At 55.4% G+C, this 25,859-nt stretch carries 18 protein-coding genes; 11 read left to right on the top strand and 7 right to left on the bottom strand.

What is annotated here, in order from left to right; all coding sequences use genetic code 11:
• Positions 1-342 precede the first annotated feature (342 nt).
• From AB4N91_RS23050 to AB4N91_RS23005, 10 genes are all read left to right on the top strand, one after another.
• Positions 343-1,275 carry an NAD-dependent epimerase/dehydratase family protein gene (locus tag AB4N91_RS23050; RefSeq protein ID WP_010463668.1) on the top strand — a complete coding sequence of 311 codons (933 nt, stop codon included), beginning with the start codon at positions 343-345 and terminating at the stop codon, positions 1,273-1,275.
• 62 nt (positions 1,276-1,337) lie between these two features.
• Entirely contained in the window at positions 1,338-4,151 is a 2,814-nt protein-coding gene (locus tag AB4N91_RS23045; RefSeq protein WP_460111804.1) for an endo alpha-1,4 polygalactosaminidase, read from the top strand.
• Entirely contained in the window at positions 4,129-7,722 is a 3,594-nt protein-coding gene (locus AB4N91_RS23040; RefSeq protein ID WP_460111803.1) for a tetratricopeptide repeat protein, read from the top strand. Before AB4N91_RS23045 ends, AB4N91_RS23040 begins: the two co-directional genes overlap by 23 nt.
• Positions 7,723-7,750: 28 nt before the next feature.
• Positions 7,751-8,269 (top strand): hypothetical protein, encoded by a 519-nt coding sequence (locus AB4N91_RS23035; RefSeq protein ID WP_010463662.1) that lies wholly within the window; start codon positions 7,751-7,753, stop codon positions 8,267-8,269.
• 5 nt (positions 8,270-8,274) lie between these two features.
• Entirely contained in the window at positions 8,275-9,642 is a 1,368-nt protein-coding gene (locus AB4N91_RS23030; protein WP_042932393.1) for a PelD GGDEF domain-containing protein, read from the top strand.
• Positions 9,620-10,609, top strand: coding sequence for a tetratricopeptide repeat protein (locus AB4N91_RS23025; protein WP_010463659.1), 990 nt, complete (start codon positions 9,620-9,622; stop codon positions 10,607-10,609). Before AB4N91_RS23030 ends, AB4N91_RS23025 begins: the two co-directional genes overlap by 23 nt.
• Positions 10,606-12,120: a GT4 family glycosyltransferase PelF gene (gene pelF, locus AB4N91_RS23020; protein WP_010463656.1), complete on the top strand. Its 1,515-nt coding sequence runs from the start codon at positions 10,606-10,608 to the stop codon at positions 12,118-12,120. Before AB4N91_RS23025 ends, pelF begins: the two co-directional genes overlap by 4 nt.
• Positions 12,121-13,491: an exopolysaccharide Pel transporter PelG gene (gene pelG / locus AB4N91_RS23015; protein WP_010463655.1), complete on the top strand. Its 1,371-nt coding sequence runs from the start codon at positions 12,121-12,123 to the stop codon at positions 13,489-13,491. It begins immediately after the preceding gene.
• 194 nt (positions 13,492-13,685) lie between these two features.
• Entirely contained in the window at positions 13,686-14,642 is a 957-nt protein-coding gene (locus tag AB4N91_RS23010; protein ID WP_172792225.1) for an enoyl-CoA hydratase/isomerase family protein, read from the top strand.
• Positions 14,643-14,679: 37 nt separating this feature from the next.
• Complete coding sequence (locus tag AB4N91_RS23005; protein ID WP_010463651.1) at positions 14,680-15,102, top strand: organic hydroperoxide resistance protein; 423 nt, start codon at positions 14,680-14,682, stop codon at positions 15,100-15,102.
• Between the two features lie 118 nt (positions 15,103-15,220).
• On the opposite strand, the gene AB4N91_RS23000 is transcribed toward AB4N91_RS23005, so the two are convergent.
• A complete protein-coding gene (locus tag AB4N91_RS23000) occupies positions 15,221-15,598 on the bottom strand; it encodes a DUF6124 family protein (RefSeq protein WP_010463649.1) in 378 nt (125 codons plus the stop codon).
• 519 nt (positions 15,599-16,117) lie between these two features.
• On the opposite strand from AB4N91_RS23000, the gene AB4N91_RS22995 reads away from it, so the two are divergent.
• Positions 16,118-16,654: a dihydrofolate reductase family protein gene (locus tag AB4N91_RS22995; RefSeq protein ID WP_460111802.1), complete on the top strand. Its 537-nt coding sequence runs from the start codon at positions 16,118-16,120 to the stop codon at positions 16,652-16,654.
• A 728-nt stretch (positions 16,655-17,382) separates the two neighbouring features.
• Here AB4N91_RS22995 and AB4N91_RS22990 read toward each other — a convergent pair.
• The 6 genes from AB4N91_RS22990 to AB4N91_RS22965 form a co-directional block, all read right to left on the bottom strand.
• Positions 17,383-19,254 (bottom strand): DNA/RNA helicase domain-containing protein, encoded by a 1,872-nt coding sequence (locus tag AB4N91_RS22990; RefSeq protein ID WP_460111801.1) that lies wholly within the window; start codon positions 19,252-19,254, stop codon positions 17,383-17,385.
• Between the two features lie 24 nt (positions 19,255-19,278).
• Positions 19,279-19,662 (bottom strand): nucleotide pyrophosphohydrolase, encoded by a 384-nt coding sequence (locus tag AB4N91_RS22985; RefSeq protein WP_460111800.1) that lies wholly within the window; start codon positions 19,660-19,662, stop codon positions 19,279-19,281.
• 242 nt (positions 19,663-19,904) lie between these two features.
• Entirely contained in the window at positions 19,905-21,776 is a 1,872-nt protein-coding gene (locus AB4N91_RS22980) for a phosphoribosyltransferase-like protein (RefSeq protein WP_460111799.1), read from the bottom strand.
• Between the two features lie 55 nt (positions 21,777-21,831).
• The gene (locus tag AB4N91_RS22975; RefSeq protein WP_460111798.1) at positions 21,832-23,805 is read right to left on the bottom strand and encodes an exonuclease SbcC; all 1,974 of its coding nucleotides are present in this window, start codon (positions 23,803-23,805) and stop codon (positions 21,832-21,834) included.
• Between the two features lies 1 nt (position 23,806).
• Positions 23,807-24,334, bottom strand: coding sequence for an ABC-three component system middle component 4 (locus AB4N91_RS22970; RefSeq protein WP_460111797.1), 528 nt, complete (start codon positions 24,332-24,334; stop codon positions 23,807-23,809).
• On the bottom strand, positions 24,331-25,539 hold the full coding sequence (locus tag AB4N91_RS22965) for an ABC-three component system protein (protein WP_460111796.1): 1,209 nt from the start codon (positions 25,537-25,539) through the stop codon (positions 24,331-24,333). Before AB4N91_RS22965 ends, AB4N91_RS22970 begins: the two co-directional genes overlap by 4 nt.
• Positions 25,540-25,859: the final 320 nt, after the last annotated feature.

Raw genomic sequence — 25,859 nt, 5'->3', positions numbered from 1 at the left:
TGCTTGAAATGATGCTCCCAAGGCTTCACGCCAGCGCGCCGGTCTGATTCGCGAAGCTGAGCTGAAGCGTCGATGATGAGGAGGGCTTGAAGCCTGGCGTGAGTTCCGGCGCAGACGGAGTTTGCGGGTCAGAAGTGGCAATTGTATGACGGCCAGTAACTGATAACTGCCGTCAAATAAATGACGATTTTAGGGGCGAATTACCGCTCGGCGATAAATTAGACAAAGTATTGACAGTGCCAATCTGATCTCCCATTATCGGCCGCGTTTTGATGGCCTTGCGCCACAAAGTTGGCGGACTTCAACCACTCGTATCCGCTCTAATGTTCAGGGAGAGATTTCATGTTTGTTGAGCGAATACTGGTGACTGGCGGTGCCGGTTTTATTGGGTCGCACCTCGTAGAAGCCTTGCTGGGCAAGGGCTACAAGGTTCGCGTGCTGGATAATTTGTCGACTGGAAAAGTCAGCAATCTGCCGATGGACAATGCCAATCTGAACCTGGTCATCGGTGATGTCGCGGACGGCGCCGTAGTGGCACAAGCCATGCGCGATTGCGGTGCTGTCGTTCACCTGGCCGCAGTGGCCTCGGTGCAAGCATCGGTGGATGATCCGGTCAGCACCCATCAAAGCAACTTCGTCGGCACCCTCAACGTGTGCGAAAGCATGGTGAAGGCCGGGATCAAGCGCGTGGTATTCGCGTCCAGCGCTGCTATCTACGGCAACAACGGCGAAGGCACGGCGATTCACGAAGACACGCCAAAATCCCCGCTCACGCCGTATGCCAGCGACAAACTGGCCAGCGAGCAATACCTCGATTTCTATCGCCGCGAACATGGTCTGGAGCCGATGATCTTTCGGTTCTTCAACATCTTTGGTCCACGCCAGGATCCGTCATCGCCGTACTCTGGCGTGATCAGCATCTTTACCAAGCTGGCCTTGGCCGAGCAGTCGGTGGCGATTTTCGGCGACGGTTCGCAGACCCGCGACTTCGTCTATGTCCAGGACCTGGTGAGCATTCTCGTGCAGTCCCTGGAAGTCAGTGAACCGAGCCCCGGCGCGGTGAACGTTGGCCTGAGTCGTTCCACCAGCCTCAACGATCTGATCGCCGAATTGGGCACCGTCACCGGCAGCCCGTTGAAGGTGATTCATCACGCGCCACGTCAAGGCGACATTCGCCATTCGCGCGCCAACAACAGTCGCCTGCTGGAGCGTTTCAAGCTCCCGGAACCGACCGCCATCGGCAAGGGGCTGTCGCAGCTTATTCGCAGCCTGTAACCCGGCCGGTTCCACTGTCCGACATCCAAGCAGTATCGGTTCAGTCCATTCAAGAGTGAGTTATGGAAATCGTTTTTCGCAGGACGCGTGTCCGCGCGGCCGCTAAACGGCTGCTCGCCGCTTTAGCGTTGTTCGTGAGTGGGCCCGCTGTTCAGGCCGCAGCATTGCCGCAACCCGCCAGCGTGGTTTTCTGGTACGCCGATCAACCACCCATTTCCGAGTTGGCTCAGTTCGACTGGTCAGTGGTCGAGCCGGGGCATCTGACCGCGGGCGACGTCAAAACCCTGCGCAAGTTGGGCAGCCAGCCGTTCGCCTACCTGTCGGTGGGCGAGTTCCATGGTGGGAAGGCCGAGCTCGAAAAGGCATCCCTCACGGGAGCGGTCAGCCCGGTGCGCAATGGCGCGTGGGACAGCCAGGTCATGGACCTCGCGGCACCTGCCTGGCGTGAACATTTGTTCGGCCGAGCCAAGGCGTTGCAGGCTGAAGGCTACGCCGGGTTGTTCCTCGATACCCTCGACAGCTTCCAGTTGCTGCCGGAGTCGGCACGAGAAACTCAGCGTGTGGCACTCGCCGGTTTCCTGCGGGAATTGCACCAGCGCCAACCGAACCTGAAGCTGTTTTTCAACCGTGGCTTCGAAGTGCTGCCCGACCTCGATGGCGTGGCCGCCGCCGTTGCGATCGAATCGATTCATGCCGGTTGGGATGCTTCCGCCAAGCGTTATCGCCCGGTACCGGAAGCCGACCGCGAATGGCTGGAAACCCAGATCCAGCCGTTGCGTGCCAAAGGTATTCCGCTGGTAGCGATTGACTATCTGCCGCCGGAGCGCCGCGATGAAGCGCGCAAACTGGCCAAGCGTCTGCGCGATGAGGGCTTCATTCCCTATATCGGCACGCCTGAGCTGGACTCGATGGGCATCAGCAGCATCGAAATCCAGCCGCGCCGAATCGCGCTGCTTTACGACCCGCGCGAAGGCGATCTGGTGCGCAACGCCGGGCACACCTTGCTCGGCGGTTTGCTCGAATACCTCGGCTACCGGGTCGATTACCTGCCGGTCGACGGCTCGCTGCCGGAGCACCGTTTCAGCGGTTTGTACGCCGGGATCGTGACCTGGATGACCAGCGGCCCGCCGCAGGACGCATCGGCTTTCAATAGCTGGATCGGCAAACGTCTGGACGAACAGGTGCCGGTGGTGTTCTTTTCCGGCCTGCCGATTCAAGACCCGCTGCTGCTCAAGCGCCTGGGCCTGAACCGCTCGGCGCCGATCGGTACTCAGGCCTTGACCATCAGCTATCAGGACAAGGCGCTGATCGGCGCTTTCGAAGCCCCGGTGCAGCCCCGGTCCCGTGACCTGACCGCAATCTCCCTGCTGCCCAAAGGCCCGAAAGCCGCGTTGCTGCTGACCGCTGCCGACGGCCAGACATTTGCCCCGGTGGCGACGGCCGAGTGGGGCGGTGTTGCCCTTGCGCCGTACATTCTCGAAACGAATAACGAGCGCAGCCGCTGGATTCTCGATCCGTTCGCTTTCCTCCAGGCCAGCTTGCGCCTGCCGGTTCAGCCACGCCCCGACACCACCACCGAAAACGGCCGCCGCATCGCCACCGTGCACATCGACGGCGATGGTTTTCCGTCGCGCGCTGAAGTGCGCGGCACGCCGTATGCCGGCAAGCAGGTGCTCGACGATTTCATCCGGCCCAACCCGTTCCTGACTTCGGTGTCGATCGTCGAAGGCGAGATTTCACCGCGCGGCATGTTCCCGTTCCTGGCGCGCGAACTGGAACCCATTGCCCGTGAGTTGTTTGCCAACCCGAAAGTCGAAGTCGCCACCCACACCTTCAGCCATCCGTTTTTCATGCAGCCGGAAGTGGCGCAGAAACGTGAGAACTTCAACCCGGAATACGGCTTGAAGATGGCCATTCCGGGCTACGACAAAATCGATTTCCGCCGCGAGATTTTTGGCTCGCGCGACTACATCAACCAGCAGCTCACCACCCCGGAAAAACCGGTGAAGCTGGTCTTCTGGCCGGGCGATGCCTTGCCCTCGGCAGCGACCTTGAAGCTGGCCTACGACGCGGGCCTGAAAAACGTCAACGGCGCCGAGACCATGCTGACCAAGGCGAACCCGTCGCTGACCGGCCTCAATCCTTTGCTGCGTCCCACCGAAGGCGGCCTGCAGTACTACGCGCCGATCATCAACGAGAACCTCTACACCAACCTGTGGAAGGGGCCGTATTACGGTTTCCGCGATGTGATCGACACCTTCGAACTCACCGACAGCCCACGGCGCTTGCGCGGCCTGCACCTGTATTACCACTTCTATTCGAGCACCAAGCAGGCCTCGATCAAGGCGATGAACGAGATCTACGGCTACATGAAGGACCAGCAACCGATGTCGCTGTGGATGAGCGACTACCTCGATCGTGTGCACGGTTTGTATCAGGCCAGTCTGGCGCGCACCGCCGAGGGTGACTGGCAGGTTCGCGGCATGGACGCGCTGCGCACCCTTCGACTCGACCCGCAAATGGGCTGGCCGGACCTGCTGCGTTCGCAAGGCGTTGCCGGTGTTCGTGACTTGCCGCAAGGCCGGTATGTGGCGTTGAGCAGCGACCAGGGGTTACTGGTGTTGCGTCCCGACCGGGATGAACGGCCGGCGCTGGAGGAGGCCAACCTGCCGTTGGTGGACTGGAAATATGTGGATGAAAAACACGTGAGCTTTTCGTTTGCCGGTCAAGTGGACCTGAGCTTCTCCGTGCGCTCGGCGAGCAGTTGCCGGGTGGAAGTGGACGGGCAAACTTTTGCAGGCAAGGCATCCGCCGGTCTGTGGACTTTTCAATTACCAATGAAGCAGGTGAGTCATGGTCAGCTCTACTGCATCTAACGCCTCAGCAACTAAAAGCCGGCGCCTGCTCAATCCCTGGGCATTGGCGGTGGTGGCGGTGGCCGTGGGCGGCCTGTTGTGGCTGACGTTCCAGCGCGAAGAAGTGTTCCAGCCGGACGGCCGTGAGCCCGATGCAGTCTCGGCCAACTACGCCGAATTGCTGCTGGCCGCGCACCCGGATGACGATCACCTGCGCTTGCAGCTGGTCGATCTGCTGATCCGTCTCGGCGACTACCCGAAAGCGCGCCTGCACCTTGAGAACTGGCCGAAACCGGTCGTTGAGTTGCAGGCCTATTACCGGCTGGAACTCGATGCATTGGAAGCGGCGAAAGCCGATGATCCGATCGCGCAGAAAGCCTTGATCGAACGCCTGCAAAGCTTCGATCACCGCCTGTTGCCGCTGCCGCAATTGCACAACCTGGCCAAGCTGGCGTTGACCTTACAGGCGCCAGCTTTCGCTGCCAGCGTCTACGAAGAAATCGCCGATCGCGACCCGGCCCAGCGCATCGCTTCGCTCAAGTCCGCCGCGCAGTGGTACCTGGCCGGTGAGCAACCTGGTCGCGCCGCCGACATTTATCTGCTGCTCAAACAGGACAGCCAACAAGCGTCCGAGCGTCGCGAATACGCGCAACTGGCGTTCAACAGTCTGTTGGCCGCCGGTCGCGGTGAACAGGCCGCGCGCGTACTGGCCGATGAACTGGATCAGCTCAAGGACCCGCAAACCGATTCGCCGTGGCTGGAGCAAGGCGTCGACGTTGCCGTTGGCAGCAAACGCTTTGATCTGGCGCAGCGCTTTCTGGATCAGTGGCGCGTGTTGCAGCCGGACAACCCACAAATCCTGCGCAAGGAATTCAGCATGCGCCTGGCCCTCGGCGATTTGGCCGGTGCGTGGGACAGTGGTCAGCAGCTGGTGGCTGAGCACCCGGATGACTTGGCATTGCTCGAGCAAATGGGGCATCTGGGCGAATGGCGTGGCGACAGTCAGGCCGCCCTCGGCTACTGGATTCGTCTGCTGAAACTGCACGAAGACCCGCAAACCCGTGAACACGCCTGGCGTCTGGCGAGTCAGCAGTTCGACTTTGACCATGCGATTCCCTTGCTCGCCGAGATCATGGAGCAACGTGCGCTGACCGACGTCGAACTCGACGCGTTGATCTACGCTCACGAATCCCGCGGCACACCGGCCCAGGCCGAAGCCTGGTTGCACGCCTACTTGCGCAAGTACCCGGCGCATCGCCTGGCCTGGACACGCCTGCTGCAGAACCTGGAAAACACCGGGCAGTTCGCACAGAAAACCGAGGTCTATCAGCGCTACTCGAAACGCTTCGCGCTGACGACGACCGAGCGCATCGACTGGGCCAATACCGACCTTAAGCTGTTTGATAATCAGGCGGCGTGGGAGGTATTGCAGGTTGATAACCGCAAGATCACCGATGAGGGTTACTGGCGCTTGCGTGCTGCGCTGGCGTGGGATCTGGAGCTCGATGACGAGCTGCAGTTTTCCCTGGAGAAACTCCTCGCGCTCAAGGGTTCGCTGAACAGTGGCGACGAGAGTCAGCTGATCACGATGTACCGCACCAGCGATCCGAAGCGGGCGCTGACCATGATGGTCGGCAGCTGGAAGCGCACCCGGGATCCGCAGCGTCTGGTTGAATCCTTGCAGCAAGCCCAGGAATTGCAGGACTGGCCGCAAGTGGTCGCGCTGCTCAAAGACGCCGAGCAATACCCGGAAGCCAACGAGCAAGCACAAGTGCTGGCGATTCGCGGTGCCTTGGCGGTGCAGCAGGGAAATATCGACGAGGCGCAGCGTTTGTACCTGTTGGGCCTGTCGCGTTTCCCGGATGACAACCTGTTCCGCGAGCGCCTGATGTGGCTGTACGTTGATCAAGGCAACACCGCCGCGCTCAAGCCTTTGCTGACGGAATGGAAACCCCAGGCGCGTCAGGACCGAATCCTCTGGCTGCCGTTCGCCAGTGCCAGCCAGATGCTCGGTCGCGATACCGAAGCGTTGGCCTGGTATCGGATGTACCTCAAGACCAGTCCGCAGGATTGGCTGGTGCGTGCGGCCTACGCCGACGCCCTGGAAAGCGCCGGTTATCAGGACGCGGCCCAACGGTTGCGCCTGAAGCTGCTGCGCAGCCCCGAAGGCGAAAACATTCAGCCATCGTCCCAGCGTTATGCGATCTGGTTGCGCTTGATGGCCAGCAGTTATTCGCCGGCCAAGGCACAGCAGGACGTGGCGAAGTGGAAAGACGGCTCGCCGGCCATGCTGCAATTGTGGTTCGAGCGGTTGCTGGCGCGTCTCGATGCGACGAACCAGGAATCGCAGAAAGACCAGTGGCTGGAGTGGGCGCGCAGCCAAGGCTTGAAGGTTCAGCGTTACGAAGAAATCCAGCAAGCCTTGCGCAGCCGCAACAAGGCGCAAGTCGAAACGCTGTTGGCCAGTAGCGACCTCAACCCGGCGCAACGCGCCCAGGCCTTGAGTCGTCTCGGCCGCTTCGACGAAGCTCTAGACCTGAGCCAGTCCGCGCTGGGTGACGATCAACCGGCTGCCGTGCGCGAGCAGTTGCGCCGTCAGGCTGCCGAGTTGCAGGAATTGACGCCGCAGGGCGTGCAGCTGTCCTGGCATCAACAGGATTTCGGTGGCCTGGAATTCAACACCCCGCGCCTGCAAATCGCGCACAACCTTGGCGCTCAGTGGTACGCCAATCTTGAGTTGGAGAATGGCACCTACAACAGCGATCAGCTGATCGAATCGCGCATGGGCGATGAGCGCAACGCTGCGCTGACCCTGCAACGTTCGGTGGAAGACGGCGGCTACAAACTGTTCGCCGACACCAGCCAGCGCAAGGACGACGACCGCACTGGCCTGGGCCTGTCCCGGACCTGGCAGTTGAGCGCCAGTGACCAGATCGAGACCGGTCTGGACTGGCATCGCAAAAGCGAAGACAGCGGCCTGATGCGCGCTTTCGGCCAGCACGACAGTGTGTGGGTCGGCGGTCGTCACGGGTTCTCGGCGCGGGATCAGATCAGCTGGGAAGTGGCGCAGAAATCGTTCTCGACTCGTGCGGGCGATTCCTTGGGCAACGGCCAGGCGCTGAAGATGGAATACAACCACACGCTGGAATTCGCCGGACCTAACTGGACCGTGCGCAGCGGTGTCGATTATCAGCACAACAACGTCAAGGACCGCACGCTGGAGTACCTGTCCAGCGCGAACGACGGTCCGGTGAAAAGCGTTGATGACTCGGACGATCCCGCGATCGTGACGGCCAACGATCTGCTGCAAAGCCGTTACGGCCAACTGTATGTCGGTAGCTCATGGCGTCGCGGCTTGCCGGGCGCCCTGGTGCGCACTCGCCCGCAATACACCTGGCTGGTGGATGTAACGGCGGGCTGGCAATGGCTGGATCAAACCTTCAACTACGGCATCAACACCGGGATCGGCGTCGAAGTGCTGGGCGGTGACGAATTGGCCCTCACCGTTGGCTACCAATCCGCGCCACAAGGCGGGGACGGTCAGGCGGGCGGAACACTGGGTGTGAGCTACGGCGTGCGATTCGGACGCTGATCATGAAATGTTTACGGGAGAAAAACTGATGCAAGCAATTCGTAATCTGAGCCTGGCTCTGGCAGTCCTGTTCGTCGCCGGTTGCGCCAGCTTCACCGGCGACACCAGCCCGAACTTTGCGCGTACTGCGAAGTGGGGCACCGTGCCGATGATCAACTACTCGCAAACCCCGCAAGCCGGCGAACGCGCCGAGCAGATCCTGCTCAGCGTGCTCAGCAGTCACGGTCTGCAACCACGGGTTTACCCGGTCAGTACTCAGGGCGAACAAGCACTGATGGACGACAACGAACGTTTGGCCGGCGCCCTCGATTGGGCACGTGATCAGAAGCTTGATTACGTGGTCGCTGGCAGCGTTGAAGAGTGGCAGTACAAGAACGGTCTGGACGGCGAACCGGCAGTGGGCATCAGCCTGCGCGTGCTCGAGGCCAGCAGCGGTCGTGTGCTCTGGAGCAAGAGCGGCGCGCGTGCGGGCTGGTCCCGTGAAAGCCTCGCCGGCACCGCGCAAACGGTGCTCGACACACTTGTTGGCGCCCTTCGGTTCGAGTGAATGCAATGAATTCTCCTCACATGGATTACAGCCTCGCGCCGCGTGCCAGCGGCCCGGTGTCTTGGCTGGAAACGCTGTTGGTCACCGGCGCGGCGATTGGCCTGGGCTTGTGGCTGACCCCGCAAGACCCGTTGCAAATGCACGCCGGTTTCCCTTGGCCGGTGCTGGCGCCGCTGCTGTTGGGTGTGCGTTATGGTTTTGTGCGTGGCCTGCTCAGTGCGGGCCTGTTGGTGGCGGCGCTGTTTGCGCTGCGCTATATCGGGCATGAAGCCTACGCGCAGCTTGATCCGTCGTTTATTGTCGGCGTGCTGGTCAGCGGCATGCTGGTGGGCGAGGTTCGCGATCTGTGGGAACGGCGCTTGCAGCGTCTGCAGATGGCCAACGATTACCGCCAGTATCGACTCGACGAATTTACCCGCGCGCACCAGATTTTGCGGGTCTCCCACGACCTGCTGGAGCAGCGCGTGGCGGGCAGCGATCAAAGCTTGCGCAGTTCGTTGCTGGGCTTGCGCGACAAACTGCGGGTGATGCCGGACGAAGGCGATGCACTGGCCGCGCTGGCCGACCCGATCGTGGCCATGCTCGGTCAGTACGGTGCGCTGCGCGTGGCCGGGCTGTATCGCGTCGATGAACGCGAAGAGAACGTGTTGCCCGAAGCCCTGGCGACCATCGGCGTCATGGGGCCGTTGGGCACCGAAGACGGTCTGGTCAAGCTGTGCCTGGAACGTGGTGAGCTGGTCAGCGTGCGTCAGGAACTGATTGATGCCGGCAGCTCGGCGCAATTCTCGTCATTGCAGGCCTGCATTCCGCTGATCGATGCCGAAGGTCGTTTGCTGGCGATTCTGGCGGTGCGGCAGATGCCGTTCTTCGCCTTCCAGGATCGCACGCTGAGCTTGTTGGCTTTGCTCGCCGGGCACATCGCCGACCTGCTGCGCCGCGACCCGCAAGTGCTGCAACTGGCCGACGCCGATGCGCAGCAGTTCACGCTGCAACTCAAGCGTTCGCTGGTGGATGTCGAGCAGCACAAACTGGCGGCCGGCCTTTTTGCCTTCGAATTGACCCGCCCCAACGATGAGCTGTCGCGCCTGTTCGAGCGCAGCCAGCGTGGCCTCGACCTGCAATTGCCGCTGCGTAATAACCGCGATCATCAGCTGTTGCTGGTGCTGTTGCCGTTGACCAGTCCGCAAGGCACCGAAGGTTATCTGGCGCGGATGAACCTGATGCTGCACGAGCACTTTGGCATTGAAAGCAGCCTCGACAGCCTCGGCGTGCGCGTGTTGCCGTTCAACCTGGAGCCTGGCTGTGAACGCAACGGGCTGCGTAATTTCCTGTTCAACGAGTGTGGCCTGAATGATCAGCAAGTGGCTGTTTAGCGGAGCCTTGTTGTTAGAGGCGGGCAGTTGGGCCAGCTTGTGGCTCACCGCGCCCGAGTTGCAACAATTGCTGGTGTTCACCCTCAGCCACGGCCTGGCGTGCGTGATGTTGTGCGCGGCCGTGTGGCTGTTGCTGCCGGCGCGCTACCGTTCGCCGCTGCCGTGGAGCCCGCTGTTTATCTTCAGCCTGGCGTTCTTCGTGCCGGTGCTCGGCGCGGTCGGCGTGGTGGCGGCGATTTTCCCGGCGCTGTACCTGCCGCGCAAACGCGACAAGCAAGCCTGGCAAGCGGTGGGCATCCCGAAACTGCCGTTCCGCGCGCAATTGCAACTGCACTCGCCGATCTTTGCCGATGGCGGTTTGCAGGACGTGTTGCGCCATGCCCCGGATCCGGATCAGCGTCTGGCCGCCCTCTTGGCGACTCGGCGCATGCCCGGCAAAGAAGCGGTGCCGATCCTCAAACTGGCCCTCGGTGACCCGAGTGACGATGTGCGGCTGCTGGCGTATTCGATGCTCGACAAGCAGGAAAGCGACATCAACCTGCACATCCAGATCGCGCTCGGCGAACTGGTCAACGCCAACGCCAAAACGGCGGGTGCGCTGCACGGCCGGCTGGCGCGCTGGTATTGGGAGCTGGCTTATCTGGGCCTGGCGCAAGGCAGCGTACTTGATCACGTGCTGACCCAGGCCAGCGAACATGCCGAGCAAGGCTTGAAAGCGGGCGAGGGTGGTGAGCTGTTCCTGCTGGCCGGGCGCATCGCGCTGGAGCGTGGCGATGTCGAGCGTGCCGAAGTGCTGCTGAGTCAGGCTCAAGAGAACGGCATGGGCGCGGCGCAGGTGCTGCCGTTTCGCGCCGAGCTGGCGTTCGAGGCCGGTCGTTACCACGAAATTCCCGGTTTGCTCGCCCGTCTTCCCGAGGAAACCCGTCAGCGGCCGCCGTTCGCCGCATTGGTCAGGAGCTGGACATGAGTCACAAGGAACAGGCACCGGTTGCCGACATCTGTCTGCTGCTCGAAGGCACCTGGCCTTACGTGCGTGGCGGCGTTTCCAGCTGGATTCACCAGATGATCCTCGGCCTGCCGGAACTGACCTTTTCGGTGATGTTCATCGGCGGCCAGCGTCAGGCCTATCCGACCCGGCGCTACGAAATACCGGCCAACGTGCTGCACATCGAAGAAGTGTTCCTCGAAGATGCGACCCATCCGACCAACACGCACGTAGAGCCGCGCGAGGCTGACCCGCAGCAATTGCAGGATTTGTATCGCTTCCTGCATCACCCGGATGCGCCAGACCCGGCCCTGGGCGAACGCTTGCTCGACTGCATCGCCCAGGGCCACATGACCCTCGACGACGTGCTGCGCAGCCGTGCCAGTTGGGAGTCGCTGAGCGAAGGCTATCGCCAGCATTGCGCCGATCCGTCCTTCGTCAATTATTTCTGGACCTTGCGCGCGATGCAGTCGCCGTTGCTGATGCTCGCCGAAGCCGCGCAACGGATGCCGAAGGCGCGGGTGCTGCATTCGATTTCCACCGGGTACGCGGGCTTTCTGGGTTGCATCCTCAAGCAGCGTTGGAATTGCACCTACTTGCTCAGCGAACACGGGATCTACACCAAGGAACGCAAGATCGACCTGGCCCAGGCCAGCTGGATCGCCGAGAGTTCCGGTCAGGCGCTGAACCGCAGCCTCGATGCCGGCTCGGGTTATATCCGAACCTTGTGGGTGCGATTCTTCGAGCGCATTGGTCAACTGACCTACAACAGCGCCGACAACATCATCGCGCTCTACGACGGCAACCGTCAGCGCCAGATCAAGGACGGCGCCCTCGCGACCCGCACCCAGGTCATTCCGAATGGCATCGACCTGCCGATGTGGACCGCAGCGCTGGAATCCCGCGCTCACGGCATTGCGCCTGTGGTCGGTTTGATCGGCCGTGTAGTGCCGATCAAGGACGTGAAAACCTATCTGCGTGCGATGCGCGGCGTGATCAGCGCGATGCCGCAAGCCGAGGGCTGGATTGTCGGCCCGGAAGAGGAAGACCCGGAATACGTCAGCGAATGCCGCAGCCTGATGGCCAGTCTGGGCCTGGAAGGCAAGGTGCATTTCCTCGGCTTCCAGCGCATTCAGGACATCCTGCCCAAACTCGGCCTGATGGTGCTGACCTCGATCAGTGAAGCGCAGCCGCTGGTGATCCTCGAAGCCTGGGCCGCCGGTACGCCGGTAGTCAGCAGCGACGTGGGTTCGTGCCGCGAGTTGATCGAAGGCGGCAGTGCCGAAGACCGTGACCTCGGACACGCCGGCAAAGTGGTGGCGATTGCCGACCCACAAGCCACGTGCGCCGCGATCCTTGAACTGTTGCGCAGCCCGCGACGCTGGCAGGCCGCCCAGGCCAGCGGCTTGTTGCGGGTCAATCGTTATTACACCGAAGCCTTGATGCTGCAGCGTTACCGCGACCTGTATCAAGCCGCCATGGAGAACAGCTAAATGGCCGGTATTGGCTTTGAACTGCGAAAAATCCTTTCGCGTGATTCCTACACGGCGACCTTGCACGCCTACGTCTACGCCGGGCTGATCAGCTCCGGGCCGTGGGTGTTGTCGATCATCAGTGTCATGCTGGTGGGCATCATCAGCATCGGCCTGTTGCTGCCGAACATGCTGGTCGGGCAGTTCCTGGTGACGGTGACGTACCTGATGGCCACTTCGTTGATCCTGACGGGCGGCTTGCAGCTGTTCTTCACGCGCTTCGTCTCCGACCGTTTGTTCGAGCACAAGTACGATCAGATCCTGCCCAACCTGTTGGGGGTGTTGTTGCTGGTCACCCTCGGCGCCGGGTTGTTGGGGATCGTCGTGTTGGGCTTGTTGTTCGATGAACCGCTGATTTACCGCGTACTGGTGTTGGCGAACTTCGTGGTGCTGTGCAACTTGTGGCTGGTGATCATCTTCCTCTCGGGGATGAAGGCCTATAACCGCATTCTGCTGGTGATGCTGGTGGGTTACACGCTGATGGTCGCGAGCGCCTACCTGTTGAGCTTTTTGCAGATGCCGGGCTTGCTGCTGGCGCTGTTGATCGGGCACAGCACGCTGCTGTTCCTCTTCCTCTACGACATCCTGCGCGAGTACCGCGCCGAGAAACTGATCGCCTTCGATTTCCTCGACCGGCGCAACGTGTTCCTCAGCCTGCTGGCCACCGGTTTCTTCTACAACCTGGGGATCTGGATCGACAAGTTCCTGTTCTGGTTCAATCCCGGCACCTCCAACGAAATCGTTGGCCCGCTGCGCGCTTCGATCCTCTACGACTTGCCGATCTTCCTCGCGTATCTGGCGATCATCCCCGGCATGGCGGTGTTTCTGGTGCGCATCGAGACCGACTTTGCCGAGTGGTACGACCGTCTGTTCCGGGCGATCCGCGAAGGTGAAACCCTGCAACACATCGGGCAACTGAAAACCGAGATGACCTTGTCGATCCGCCAGGGCCTGCTGGAAATCTGCAAGGTGCAGGGGCTGACGGCGGTGCTGTTATTCCTGTTCGCGCCGCGCCTGCTGGAATGGCTGGGTATCTCCAGTTATTACCTGCCGCTGTTCTACATCGACCTGATTGGTGTGAGCATCCAGGTGGTGTTCATGGCGTTGCTCAACGTGTTCTTCTACCTCGACAAGCGCACCGTGGTGCTGGAGCTGTGTGTGCTGTTTGCGGTGTTGAACGCGATGCTGACGTTGTTCAGCATGTACCTGGGGCCAAGCTTCTTCGGGTATGGGTTTACGCTGTCGTTGCTGATTTGTGTATTGCTGGGTTTGCACAGGCTTTCGACGGCGCTGGAAGATCTGGAGTACGACACTTTCATGCTGTCTCGCTGACGTTACGGTTCAGGCAAAAAAAGGCACTGGCGATCATCGCCAGTGCCTTTTTTTTGTCCGACTGACGTCACTTGTCAGCCGGAGTTGCGCTGCTAGGCTTGTTCAGCCGGACCTTTCCGGCATGCCCATTATCTGCTTCAGACTGTAGAACGTTGTTCGCGGGGACCACATGTTTTTCAACTGGAGGTTTTCCCATGAGACTGCAGCTATTCAATGCCGCGATCATTGTCGCCAGCATGGCGGCCACCGACCCGTCTCTCGCCGGTGAAGCATCGACCGCATCCGCTTCACCCGACAAGACCCCGTCCACCCACGCAGCAAAACAGGAGATCAAGCTCACCCGCCTCACCCCCGAGTATTGGCGCGTCACCTTCCACAACCCGCCGTACAACATCTACGGCCCCGAGACCATGCCGCAACTGAATGAGGTCGTCACGGCCATCGAGACCGATCCGAAAGTGGTGGTCGTAGTCTTCGACAGTGACGTTCCAGACTTCTTCCTCACCCACTACGACTTCGTCCCGCCGCTGACCGACACCACCAGCCTGCCCAACGGCCCCACCGGCCTGCCACCGCTGCCCGATATGCTGGTTCGCTTGAGCAAGGCGCCCGTGGTCTCGATAGTGTCCATTCGCGGTCGCGCCACCGGCGTCGGTAGCGAACTGGCCCTGGCCAGCGACATGCGCTTCGCCAGCCGCGAAAAAGCCATCCTCTCGCAATGGGAAATCGGCGCCGCCCTGGTGCCCGGCGGCGGTCCGATGGCGCGCCTGCCACGGCTGATGGGCCGTGGGCGCGCGCTGGAAGTGCTGCTCACCGGCAACGACATCAATGGCGAACTCGCCGAACGCTACGGCTACGTCAACCGTGCGCTGCCCGATGCCGAACTCGATGCATTCGTCGACACCATGGCCCGGCGCATTGCCCGGTTCGACAAACAGTCGATCGCCGACATCAAGCGCCTGGTCGACGCCGCCAGCCTGCCACCCAACGAAGCCATCGCCGCCGAATGGGACGGTTTCATCGGCTCGGTCAAACGCCCGGCGGCGCAGCAACGCATCACCCAACTGATGGAGCTTGGCCTGCAGAAAAAAGCCGATGTCGAAAAACGCCTGGCGCACTACACCGGCACCCTGGGCGAGGCCTCGAAATGAGCTCGCCGTCGTTCAATCCTGATCAGGAGTCACTGTCATGAGTGCTGCACTGGAAACCGTTCTCTACACCGCAAAAACCCACACAGTCGGCGGCCGCACCGGCACCGGCAAATCCAGCGACGGCGAGCTGGACGTCAAATTCAGCTCGCCCGGCTCGGGCAAGCCGGGCACCAATCCGGAGCAACTGTTTGCGCTGGGGTATTCCGCCTGCTTCATCGGCGCGATACAGGTGGCGGCGGGCAAGATGAAGATCAAATTGCCGGAAGACACGTCTGTGGATGCCGAAGTGGATCTGGGCAAAACCGGCGCTGGGGACTTTCAGTTGGCGGTCCGGTTGAACGTCAACTTTCCCGGGTTGGAAGAGAGGGTGAAACGGGAACTGGCTGAGGCTGCGCACGAGATGTGCCCGTATTCGCGGATGACGCGGGGGCATGTGTCGGTGGATTTGAAGGTGCTTTGAGTCCCGCCACCCACCGGACTAATGTGGGAGCGAGCCTGCTCGCGAATACGGTTTGTCATTCAACAACAATGTCGACTGATTCGCCAATTTCGTGAGCAAGCCCGCTCCCACAGGGGGATCAACTGCGTGGTGAAGATCTCGGCACTTCAACGTTATCCAGCATCCGATTCACCGCCAGTTCAGCCAGCATCACAATCTGCTGAATCGCCATCGCCGTGTGTCGATGCGGACCTTCCAGATACCCCGCAAAATCACCCGCCATCACACTGGCCTGGGCCAACGATTCACAGGTATGGGCGAGCAGGTCTTCGTCCTTGATATCCGGCGCAACGAGAAACATCGTGCTCGGCTTGCGGGCCATGGGGGATTTCAGGGCGCAGGGGTTCAGGTAGTGATCGAGCGCACGGTCGGCGGCTTCGTGGAGTTTTTTTGAATCGATGGATTCGTAGGGGGAAACGTCGTCCGGGGCGGGCGGGTTTGGTGTTTCTTTGATCATGGTGTAACTCCTTCTGCGTAATGGAGCTACCAATCTTTCGTTCCAAGCGAAAGGGTGGCAGCTATGCGCGGGCTGGAAACCGAGGCAGAAGGAGCCCGGCAGACCCGAAGGTCTCCCTCGCACAGCCGCCATAATGGAGAACTGCAATCAAAAAATCGCCGCAGTATCCCATTTGTTGAGCTGTTACGCCTTCAATACCTCGGGTTTCCAGGCCCGGTCGCTGATGTGCAGCGACCCACAAAGCCTATCCGCTGCGCTTCCTACCCGACAACCGCCGGAACCCGTCGGAAACGTCCCTGAAAATCACAGCGTCTGTAGGACCCAACCCGGATTTTTGTTTAAAAATGCTTCCAGGGTCAGAAGTTTCTGTCGGCCCCTGGCCTGGTTCGAAGCCCCTGCGCGAAATTTCAACCCGCCCACATTCCAGCACTCCCACGACTTCGTATAACTGCCAAGCGAAGGCGAGCCGCTTATTCGGCTTATGATCCTGCGTAAACGTCGTTTAATAAGGAGGTCCCGATGGCCACTGCACATGTTTTCATCGCCGTCAGTCTGGACGGCTTCATCGCCCGGCCAGATGGCGACATCGACTGGCTCCTGCAACGTGATGATCCAACTGAAGATCATGGCTACTCTGCCTTCATCGCCGACAAGGAGGTCATCGTGATGGGGCGGGGAAGCTATGAGAAGGTGCTGACCTTCGACACATGGTTTTACGACCGGCCCGTCGTGGTGCTTTCTGCACAGCTGGCCAATTCGCCGGTGCCCGAGGCCCTGAAGGGCAAGCTGCGTTTCTCGAACCTTGCCCCCAGGGACGCGATGGCGGAACTGGCGAGGCAGGGCGTGCATCGGGTCTATGTCGATGGCGGGCGGTTGGTGCAATCCTTCCTGCGCGATGGATTAGTCGCCGATATGGTGATTACCACCGTACCCGTGCTGATCGGATCGGGAAGGCCATTGTTCGGAGCCCTTCAGCAGGACATTGGATTGAAACTGGTATCCAGCCGCAGCTTTCCTTCAGGTCTGGTGCAGTCCACCTATCGGTTGGCGCCATGACCCGCTCATAGTGCTAACGAGGTGGCAGGCACGCGTTTCAGGTCGCTTCGCAGCCGCCACCGCCCATCCGACAGGTCCACAGGCAGGGAGTGCACTGATTCTCGCGGTGTTGACGGGACAGAACGAGAACTGGCGTATACGAGCGCATGAGCATGTGACGCGCTGGATTTTCAGGCACAAAAAAAGACGTCCGTGGACGTCTTTAGATGTTGAAGTGGTGGGCCGGGGTAATTTGAATTCGTTCGGTAGGCTATTGATTCATAAAATTAATATCGAGTTGATTTTCTTAGTTGGAATACCAATTGGAATACCGTGCGAATTCAGTTTGCATTCGATCTAATCACCGATTGCATTGGAGTTGACCTGCACGCTTCGTAACCAAGGTTGGCATCGAACTGCTCGAGACGCGACCAGCAAGGGCCACCAAACGTCGACAACGTTTCTGGAACAGCGGTGCTTCTGACTGTGCGTTTCGGCCCATTTGCCAGCGTCCATCTTTGGCCGACTTTGTTTAGAAAGTCGGCTTGTGGTTAGCTTTTTATTGGCCTGTGTTTTTAAAAAAAATGATTTAGGTTTTTTGAAAAGCGTTCTGACCCCCCATTTTCTCACCCACTTTTTGCGCTTTTCACCTGATTTTTTCCGGCAAAAAACCGGCTTTTTTTGGGGTTCAGCCTACGGCTTTTTCGTGAGGCTGAACCCCGAATAATGACATTCAATCCGCAGGGGTGTCAGTCGCTGCTGTACTCGGCAAGTCGGCTCTCAAAGTATTGCGCGGTCTCTTGATCGGTACAGTGCAGGTAGCAGCCTTTCATCCCGCGGGTCATCAGTGTTCGATACGTGTTTTTGATGATCAGATCTGTCTCCTGCTGCGCCAGAGCAGGTTGCTCTTTCATTAACTTCTTCCAGCCACGAATCGATTTGTCGTACTTGTCTCGCTCATGCGGTGACGTCACCACCTGGCCATCACGCACGATCAAATCCGGTCCTATGATCACTCCAATATAATCCACCTCTAGCCCTTGGCAGGTGTGGATGCAGCCGACCTGCTCAATGGAGTTTTCCGCAATGATCCACAAGCTGCCATCCTGATCCAGGTTCCATTGGCGTGCGTAGTCATCGCCGATAACGATGTCGGCGGCCTTGGAGTCTTTCTTGCTAAGCCAAGGCCAGCAGTAACCCGCGACAACGCGAGCCTTGTTTCCGTGGTTCTTCTGCTCGATAGCCGTGTGCATCGCTTGAGCGGTGTCGAACACCTTGAACTCATACTCGCTGGTATCGAGTAGCGGGTTGGCTGTCGCGTGAATCCCCAGTACGTCATCCAACCACGCCAAGTAGCCATCAGAGCCACTGCAACGGAACTGGGAAGACAGTATGTATTCCTCCACGGTTGCGCCTTTGGCTTTGGCAAAGGCGCGGATAGCCTGCTTACTGCCAATGTCGTTCAAGGTTACGCGCTGGTCTTCGTCGATGAAGAAAACCGAGCATTTTGCTGATTCGATCAGCTCCTTGATCTGGTTCTCACCCAGGTTTCCGTAAAGCCCGCTTTTCTCATTGAGCCTGTGAGCTTCGTCAATGATGAGTGCGCCATACGTATTGGGCTCGGTATCGATGAAGGCTCCCGAGCCGGAAAAAAAATTGGAGAAGTGGCTACGTTTGACAGTACCAACCAATTTGCTCTCGTATACCTTGCGTGGCGCAGCATTTTTCGAGACGTATTTGCTGAACAGCTTCAAGGCGGTGAGTCTTACCAGTAAGTTGATTGCCAATACGGTTTTTCCGGTTCCCGGACCGCCCTCGATGATTAGCACCTTTGGCACTTCGATAGAGGCCTCACTTGCCGCAGCGAGCGCCGACTCGAAGATTGCCTTTTGATCATCGATCAATACGAACTCAGGCTTGCCTTTCATTAGTCCGCTCAGCGCATCAGCCAGCGCTTTGGACGGGCGAATCTTCCCGTTGGCGAGTTCGTAAAGCACCTCCTTGTTGTCGCCATGAATGATGTGCTTCTTGAGGAAACTTCGCAGTTTTGCAAGCTCTTGGGGGCCTTTGAGGAACAAGGGGGCTTTGCTGGTATAGGCTTCGTAGTGTGCTGAGTTGATGATGCCGTCGCTGACATAGTTATGGAGGTAGGCACAGGGGCGTACTTCTATGCTTTTGTCGTAGACGGCTTCGTTGAAGCCCTCCAGCAGCGCGGCATACGACCAGACTTGGTAGGACGGATGAATGGTCTCGACAAGGCCACCACCTAGCGCCGTTTTGACAATCGCATCCTTGGTGGTTGCGCTGGCCTTGCTCCATTGCTTCAGCTCGATCAGTACCGCGTTTTTGGCCTGATTCTCATCGCGACCTGTCAGCAAAAAATCGATTCGTTTCGATGACTGAGGGATGTGCAGCTCAATGGCCAGGCCGGCGTCGTTGGGTAGACCGTCGTCTCGAAGCACCTTGGCCATATAAGTCAGTGAACCCTGCCAGGATCTGATCTCCGATGCGCCTACCTTCTTACCGGTGGCTTCTTTGAAGTGCCTGAGGATCACATCTTCAATATCGTCGTTATCGCTGTCTTTGAGGAATTGCTGTTTGGTCGCAGCGTAAACGATCACGAGTGGTCCTTAGAGCCCAATGGGTCAGAGTTGGTCGTACTTTTTGCTGGTGCTTTTCGCTTTGTCGACAGGGTATTTCTGCCCATTCAGGGCGAGCTTGCTTGTCACCGCTTCGTTGAGATCGACGCCCAGCACACTTGCCAAGCGGACCAAGTACATGAGCACGTCAGCCAGTTCGTCCTTCACGGCTTGAGCGGTTTCGGGACGCTTTGCTGCACCCGTTGAATCGGCCTCGCTCATCCATTGGAAAATTTCGCAGAGTTCACCCATCTCACCTGTGAGTGCCATGAGGAGGTTCTTGGGTGAGTGAAACTGCTGCCAGTCGCGATCATCGGCAAAGCGCTGCAGCGATGCGGCAAGACGCTCCACATCAATCAACTGCTCGGAAATGTCATCTACCTTGCTCACAGACTCGCCTCTATGTTGCCACAGTAATTTGACCGAAAAGCTTGGTCAGAAATATAGACGTGGATTGTAAGAGTATTCCCTTTTCACGGCAGATTTTTAGCTGATTTTACTCGACGGGCGGCAGCCCATTCAGGCAGCGTTGCGAGAATGACCGATGCTACTTCTATTAGCAGAATCGGCCAGTGTGTGACTGTGGTCGGAATTAATAGGCTTTTTTAGATGGTTAATCGGGAGTGGGGATGTTAATCAATTACAGGAAATAACGGTGTCCATCTTATTTTCGAGCTCTGACCTAACCAGAGGATTGGCAAGGTTGTTTTAGGCACGCTATATGGAAATACGAGCAGTCTTTGAAAGTCAGAAAAGCCTAGTGAACTTTGGACTCTTCTATCGTCATCCCATTCCTTTTTTTCCGCCATTTTGCCCAACAGATCGTAACCGATCTCCGAACAGAACTGCTTTAGCTCATTTCTTTCCTCCATGCTCTCCCACGGAACCGAGCTGGCTGAAGAAAAGGCTTTTGATTTCGAAGGTTCTGGGATTGCGTATAGGATTTCAAATTTTATTCTAGAGTCGCGTAGTTTTGACAGTTCTTCGGTCATGCGTTCAACGGCTATGTCGCACGCCAAGCAGTACGTAAAAACTAATGTTCTTTTGCATACTGTATTTTGTTGGGCGCTCGAAAGCGGCTCACAATGCTTTGTGTGATGGGGTTTTAATAAGCGCTCCCCCATGAGCTCTTGCATGATGTGGATAGATTGCGTGCCGCTTAAGGCGCAGTCATCTACGAAATATATTCTGCCCCCTGTTTTTGTCAATTTTAGTGCGTGAGACAGGTCGTCAGCAAAGACTATATTGTTGAGGGTTGAATGTGAAACAAGATAATTGATTATAGCGGTGCTTCCGGTTCTATCCCCTAATGGTGAAACGACTATTTTTCCAAACTCATCTGACTGTTGTTTTAGCAGTGTCTCAATAGCTTCGCCAAGCTGCCAAAGGGGATAAAATTTTAGGTGCGATAGGAGCTTTAGAGCAGATCTAATTCTTGCCGTGGTCTTGAACTGGACGAGGAAGTGCTCCATACGTTCCGCGGTAACAGGAATGCGGTAAGAGGAAAAACGTTTTACCAGATCAACAACAGATGATTTTTCACCGGGGGTAAGTCCCTTTAAAGCACGTCGTCCAACTGCCAGGTCGCTGTATCCCAAGGCTTCTAATTCGACGCGCTCTAAGAGCCACATAAAAACTTGCCCGGTTGTTATCAATCCAAGGCTGTTGCATGCGTTGTGTGCATCATTTAATAACGAATGTAGATCGCTGAAGGTGTTATGGCTGAAGCCGTATTTAGGTGAGAATGGTTCGTCTATCTTATAGAATCTCAAAAGAACATGAAGAGAGATTACAGAAAATAGCAGGCGCTCTTGGGGGTGAATGTTTAACCAGTGCGTCAAGCTTTGCTTTCTAAAGTAAATGAGATGATAGCAAAATACACCACTAGATAGGCCGGTCTTGCAGATTTCGCCAAGCAAAACGTATGCGAATAATATGTAGCTTTTAAATTCTGCTGAGCCAGATAGCAATGTGGAGGCAGGTAATATTTTGTCGAGACTTTGTATCAGAGTCTCGAAACGTTGCATGAGAATTTTTTGTTGCTCATTATCTAAATTGTTTGACCAATAATATATGGGCTGAATTAGCGCTGGGATCGCTATCGAGCTCAAGGATTGTGAGTCAACACACCTATCGTTTATACAGTCTTTTGCAAATTTCTCAAAATTATTTACTTGTTTTAGCAGTAGTTCGATTTTTATTTCGCTTGCCGGAAGTTGCATTAGGAATTGTGAGTAACGATCAAGGTCTCGAGTTTTTCCAAGCGATCCTGCTATCTTGGAAAAGGATTTTGCTAACTTAGATTGTCTGCTATCCAACAGGCGCTTAAATAGTTTGAATGTCAGTATCGCTTCGTCGTCATGCTTTGGAATTTCAGGTGCGGATGAGAAAATAGAAAAGTCGAAATTGAAATAGCTTCTAATGTCAAGGAATCGATGATCCCCCAGAATTTTTTCCTCAATATTGGTTGAAGAGTCGTCCGACAAACGCGAAGAGATTTCCATAAATTTAGCTGCCTTGGTGAGTTCTTGCGAGTTAATCGTAAGTGAATTTTAAATGTTACTCATCGATATCGTCGATCAACCCTTTTGCCAAGCCTCCTTCCCCACTTGAGCTGTAATGTGCAACGATGAACGTTTTAAATCTATTGATAAACGTATCAGGTACGTCATTGTCGACAATTATAATCTGGCAGGGGACCTGTTTTTCTTCTGCTTTATTTGCTAAAGCTAGCATGTGCTCGTAAATATTTTGATATTTTTGTGGATCGGAAATGCCTTCAGCGACGTCTTCTGATACGTTAGTTTCATCCGAATATTTTTCTTTTGTGGTTTTACCTAGGTATTTACCAACAGTGTCAATCACCAATAGCCTCGGATGGTTTATGTCGGAGTCGATAGCATATTCTAGTAATGAGATAAGGTGGCCGATAGACGCGATAGTTCTTAGGCCTCCTGAGGTGATTCGGTGGTAATCACGGCCGCGAATGACTGGTAGGAAAGTTTTTTCACTAACGCTGATGTCGTTCCGGTTTTTAATATTTACTCGTTTTAGATATGAGTTTAGATTGTCCCCCAGCGTACTTAGTACGGCAGACAAGCTTGGAGCAGCATCTCGTAGCTCCTGTAATTTAGTTTGGAGCTGCTCTATTGCACGCTGTGCTTGCGAGTACAAATCGTAAATTTTCTGCTGCTGGTTTCTGATTTTTAGGTTGTTGACAAGTTGAACTCGTAGTTGAGATTTGATCGATATCTCTTTGATCAAAGCGTCGCGTTGAGTCAGGTAGGGAGTTATCATCTGCTCACTTTCGGTATCCAGCATTTCTCTGGCCTTTATTAGGTCGTGCTGGATCGATGACAGTTGAGCGCTGAGTGGTCGCTGTTTTGTGGATAACTCTTCTATAAGCCCCTGAATGCTTCTCTTCCTTTTTTGAAGGGAGCTCATTTCGTTTGTTAATGTGTTGTCTTTAAACGAGTTGAAAGCAGTTTCCACAGTTGAGGGGGCCAGCAGTGTGTCACACACCGGGCAGGGGTTGCTTTCGGTAGTAAGCTCTCCGATCCGGGTTTGTGCACTTAAAATGCTATTAATTTTTGCGATGTCGTTTTCGTAATCATTCTTTAATCTAGTGTATCGATCAATTTGGTCTTTTGTTTTTAAGATGTCAATTGATACGCGCTTTTCATTAAGAGATAATAGGTCGAAAGCGGCTTTTATTGATTGATAACTCTCGGAGTTAGCAGTCATTTTGAAGTTAATAGTTTTTAATTCGACACTCAAGGCCTCGATGGTTTCGTCTATGCTGCTTATAGAGTCATCCAAAGAAACTTGATTGTCATAATCAGTTTCTCTTAAGAAGTCGGACACTGCTTTGTATTTGCTTAATAGGCTTGCCGATTCCTTTGCTTTAAAGGATATTTCGTGCTCTAGCTCGGTTATGCTGGAGTCCAGGACGTTGAATATGTATTTGAATACCTCTTTGTTTGTGGTGTATTTTATACCATTGCTCTGGTCTAGGAACCCTTTGCTGCCGACGTCGTCTTGACTCAGATAGATGTATTTAAACAGATTTCGAAAACTCAGTCGCTTCACCTCAGAGTCTATTTTTGAGGGGGCAACCTTTATTTGGACTTTAGGGAAATTCAGGCTATCCATCAAGAAGTCAGAAAAAAATCCGTCAGCACCGACTGCCGAGTTGAAGTTGGGGGCGTATTTTTGAGGGAAGTTTTTTGAACATTCGCTAAATATACATCTGTAAACTTCAATGTGCTTGCCAGGGTTAAATATGTCTCTTTTTATTGTGTGATCTATACCGTTGATCTCTAACTCAAGGGCTGCATATTCTACTGATGCGATAATTTCATCCGCCAGTTCAATGCTGCTGGCTCCGAGCAGATAATTTATGAACTCCAAGATACTTGATTTTCCCGTGTCGGAGTCGCCATAAATAATATTGACCCCCGGGTAAAAAGGTATGGAGTAGGTTTTGCGATAGCCGACCAAGTGAAGATGGTGAATGCTTAAGTATGAATGCATGTCAATTCCTTTTGAAAGTGATATTCAACCATGAATTTATTTTGGTCGTCGGTTGAGATTGTAGGGTTGCAACGCTTTCAATAATTTCTACAAGATCAAAGTAGTACTCTGTAGGGGCACTTTTTTTCTCAAGCGATTCAGAGAAGGTTAGACCCTTCTCGCTCATATAATATTTGATGCTATTTTGCTTTTCGTCGAAATGGCAGCCAAGTAATCCCCATGCGGCCATGTTCTTGAAAAGATATTTCAATTTGTCGCGGTCGAATAGTATATCTACGTTGTTGGACATGCTTTCTATGGTATGCGTGTACCTTGTATCAAGGGGTGCATACTGTTTACCTGCCAGCGTCAAAATTTCGTTTATTTTTGCAGGGTTTTTGATCAGATAGAGAAGCGCTTGGATTTTCTCAAAATCTAAGGCGTAACTGCCACGATTTGTAGTGGCGAGCCGAGTAAGTAATACAGTCAAAATGGTGATGTTTAAGCTAAAGTCTTCGTCAATGGGGATAAAAGGAAGTTCACTTTTCATAGCTCATCTCCTTTAAGCTTACCCAGATCCTCTAGAGTGGTTGTCGCTGACCAGACGATTTTAGCGTCATATTTGTTGGCGAGTTGATGAAGCATTCCCTTTTTATGTTCATCTTCTAGCTTTAACAGCATGCTTTTCAGGTAGCCGTCTTGAGATTCGAATATTTTTTGATGAAGTGATTGTACTAGTTGGGTTGGAGTGGTGTTGTGAGCGATATGGTATTCGTATTCTTGTCGATAAAGATTCTCAATTTTCTTATAAAGATCAAAAAGAAGTGCTCGATCATTTTCGCTTGTAAATATTTTTCTTGCTTCTTCTGCGTTGAAAAAATAAGACTTGGCATGCCCTGTTATAACTTCGTGGACATCGGCCAGTATTAATTTTAGTACGAAGAAGTGGTCGTCGTACTGCTTTTCATCAACGAAGTCCATTACCTTCAGCGGATCTTTTGCTAGGCTATCAAATTCATTGATGAATTTTACAATGGCGCCGTAAACAGTTTGGCTATTGTCCTTTGGTTTGCAAATGCTCGTGTGATCCTCGTCGACCGCTGTTGTGTCTTTTTTCTGGCAGTCAATCGGTAATGCGCTGCTTTTTTGAACAAATAGATCGTGTGCGCCATAGACGTACTTGGCGGGCGGTTTGTTTTGGGTTTTATTCCAGTCTCGATTGAGTTGGTCGATTGCGTTACTCAGTACCCCTAGATCTCCCAGTTGCACATTAGAGGAAATCATAGATGTTATGTTGGCAATCTTTGCGCCATTGTGTGGTACGGCTAGAGAGATGAATCCAGTGACTGCTGAGTGTTCGTCCTGAGTAAGCTGTTTTAATATACATGACTTGGAAACTAGCCCGCCCATGCTGTGGGCAATGATTACAATTCTTTTGTATTTTGAAAAATTGATTTCTAACTCTGATTTTAATAGTTCGGCTATTTCGTCAATCGGGAGATTCTTCTTAATTGATTTTAATGACCCGAAAAGCCGTGCGATCAAAGACTTCGAAGCGCCGTAAGTATTCGTAAATGTAGTGAAGTAATTAAAGCATGCGACATCGTAGTGTTGGAGTTCTTCTTCCTGACATAACAGCTTCGGAAATGACGTGTTTGCATCATACGACCAGGTATCAATACCTCCTTTCAGCCCATGCACAAATACAATCAAACTTGAGGTGTCGCCTCGCTTTACCCACTCCATCATGCTCATGAGTCATTCCCTGAGAACACAAAAAAATATTATTTTCCAACGTTAATAAATGGTAGCACGATGGGTTTGATGTCAAAAGGCTATGCAGGGGCTGTTTGTACCTTTGTCTGTCTGTCTCCGAGATAGGTAGCTAAGGCCCTCTTGACCGTTCGTGTTGTCAACGATGACAGGTAGCACTGTATGCATCAGCAGGGCATCGTCCCCACGGCGCGTGCTACCTCAGGCGCAGTGAGTAAAATTGATTTTGCTGTGTGATGTTTAAAAAAAGCGACAGTTCATCTATCGTCTGAACGTTGGCGCAGTCGATTGCTGACGCTCCT

Source organism: Pseudomonas sp. H3_D04, assembly GCF_054669175.1.
This window is presented reverse-complemented; position numbering and strand designations above follow the sequence as displayed.